We start from the raw sequence: 2,817 nt of genomic DNA, 5'->3' as shown, positions 1-2,817 counted from the left end.
AACGCCCTATTCAGACTCGCTTTCGCTACGGCTCCCCCACACGGGTTAACCTCGCCACATGCCACTAACTCGCAGGCTCATTCTTCAAAAGGCACGCCGTCACCCCGCAAGGCTCCGACGGATTGTAGGCGAACGGTTTCAGGTACTATTTCACTCCCCTCCCGGGGTACTTTTCACCATTCCCTCACGGTACTCGTCCGCTATCGGTCACCAGGAAGTATTTAGGCTTACCAGGTGGTCCTGGCAGATTCACGGCAGATTTCAGGAGTCCGCCGCTACTCGGGAACACCCACAGGAGACCAGCCACTTTCACCTACCGGACTATCACCGCCTACGGTCAGCCATTCCAGACTGTTCGGCTAGCAACTGACTTTGTAACTCCTCACACGAGTGTCAGCTCGTGTAGCAGGGTCCCACAACCCCGACCACGCAACCCCTGACAGGTATCACACGCAGCCGGTTTAGCCTCAATCCGCTTTCGCTCGCCACTACTCACGGAATCACTCTTTGTTTTCTCTTCCTACGGGTACTGAGATGTTTCACTTCCCCGCGTTCCCCCCACACACCCTATGTGTTCAGGTGCGGGTGACTGGACATGACTCCAGCCGGGTTCCCCCATTCGGACACCCTGGGATCACAGCTTGGTTGACAGCTCCCCCAGGCCTATCGCGGCCTCCCACGTCCTTCATCGGCTCCTGGTGCCAAGGCATCCACCGTTCGCCCTTGACAACTTGACCACAAAGATGCTCGCGTCCACTGTGCAATTCTCAACAAACGACCAACCCACAACCCACAGCGTGACACCAAACCCGACCACCGCCGGCGGTATGCCACACCAGGCCATGCCTGGCACCAACCTCAAAGCTTCACGCCTCGAGCTTCGGCTCTGAAAGACAACCCACGGTTGTTCTTTCAGGACCCAACAGGGTGCTTACCGCTTCCTCCCAGCCGCACCGGTCACTCGTTCCCCACCACCGAAGTGGCCGTACTAGAGATCCCGGCCGTTGCCAGGTGAAAACTCGCCAGTGTCTCCGCCAATCGAGCACCCCGACCCGACATTCGCGGGTCGCGGGCTCCATGCCGTCTTTCGACGGATGGTGCTCCTTAGAAAGGAGGTGATCCAGCCGCACCTTCCGGTACGGCTACCTTGTTACGACTTCGTCCCAATCGCCAGCCCCACCTTCGACGGCTCCCTCCCTTACGGGTTGGGCCACCGGCTTCGGGTGTTGCCGACTTTCGTGACGTGACGGGCGGTGTGTACAAGGCCCGGGAACGTATTCACCGCAGCGTTGCTGATCTGCGATTACTAGCGACTCCGACTTCACGGGGTCGAGTTGCAGACCCCGATCCGAACTGAGACCGGCTTTTTGGGATTCGCTCCACCTCACGGTATCGCAGCCCATTGTACCGGCCATTGTAGCATGCGTGAAGCCCTGGACATAAGGGGCATGATGACTTGACGTCATCCCCACCTTCCTCCGAGTTGACCCCGGCAGTCTTCGATGAGTCCCCGCCATAACGCGCTGGCAACATCGAACGAGGGTTGCGCTCGTTGCGGGACTTAACCCAACATCTCACGACACGAGCTGACGACAGCCATGCACCACCTGTCACCGGCCCCGAAGGACCCCCCATCTCTGGAGGATTTCCGGCGATGTCAAACCCAGGTAAGGTTCTTCGCGTTGCATCGAATTAATCCGCATGCTCCGCCGCTTGTGCGGGCCCCCGTCAATTCCTTTGAGTTTTAGCCTTGCGGCCGTACTCCCCAGGCGGGGCGCTTAATGCGTTAGCTGCGGCACAGGGAACCGGAGAGGCCCCCCACACCTAGCGCCCAACGTTTACAGCGTGGACTACCAGGGTATCTAATCCTGTTCGCTCCCCACGCTTTCGCTCCTCAGCGTCAGTATCGGCCCAGAGACCCGCCTTCGCCACCGGTGTTCCTCCTGATATCTGCGCATTTCACCGCTACACCAGGAATTCCAGTCTCCCCTACCGAACTCTAGCCTGCCCGTATCGACTGCAGGCCCGCAGTTGAGCTGCGGGTTTTCACAGTCGACGCGACAAGCCGCCTACGAGCTCTTTACGCCCAATAAATCCGGACAACGCTCGCGCCCTACGTCTTACCGCGGCTGCTGGCACGTAGTTGGCCGGCGCTTCTTCTGCAGGTACCGTCACTTACGCTTCGTCCCTGCTGAAAGAGGTTTACAACCCGAAGGCCGTCATCCCTCACGCGGCGTCGCTGCATCAGGCTTCCGCCCATTGTGCAATATTCCCCACTGCTGCCTCCCGTAGGAGTCTGGGCCGTGTCTCAGTCCCAGTGTGGCCGGTCGCCCTCTCAGGCCGGCTACCCGTCGTCGCCTTGGTAGGCCATCACCCCACCAACAAGCTGATAGGCCGCGAGCCCATCCCAGGCCGAAAAACTTTCCACCCACCACCATGCGATAGCGGGTCATATTCGGTATTAGCCCCGGTTTCCCGGGGTTATCCCAAAGCCTAGGGCAGGTTGCTCACGTGTTACTCACCCGTTCGCCGCTCGAGTACCCCGAAGGGCCTTTCCGCTCGACTTGCATGTGTTAAGCACGCCGCCAGCGTTCGTCCTGAGCCAGGATCAAACTCTCCAACAAAAACTTGTTGAACAATCCATCCCGACAACAAAAGTGTTGCCAAAGGAATCCCAACCAGCCAAACCATAAAGGCCCGACCAGTCCGGGGTATAAAACAATTTGGCACTGGCTTATCAAGCACCCTGTTGAGTTCTCAAAGAACAACCACACACCATCCAGCAACCCCGCATCATGCAGGACCCTGTCCGGGGCA

The 2,817-nt window shown here is 58.9% G+C and carries 2 rRNA genes (1 of these 2 only partly in view); both read right to left on the bottom strand.

Annotation, left to right across the window (positions count from 1 at the left end):
• Window positions 1–737, bottom strand: a 23S ribosomal RNA gene (locus tag ACFYML_RS36420) (it extends 1,634 nt beyond the left edge of the window).
• A gap of 371 nt (window positions 738–1,108) precedes the next feature.
• Window positions 1,109–2,624 (bottom strand): 16S ribosomal RNA (locus ACFYML_RS36415).
• The 16S and 23S rRNA genes sit together here, the layout of an rRNA operon.
• Window positions 2,625–2,817: the final 193 nt, after the last annotated feature.

The sequence above is a fragment of the Micromonospora sp. NPDC007230 genome (assembly GCF_042869115.1).
Lineage (GTDB): Bacteria > Actinomycetota > Actinomycetes > Mycobacteriales > Micromonosporaceae > Micromonospora.
This window is presented reverse-complemented; position numbering and strand designations above follow the sequence as displayed.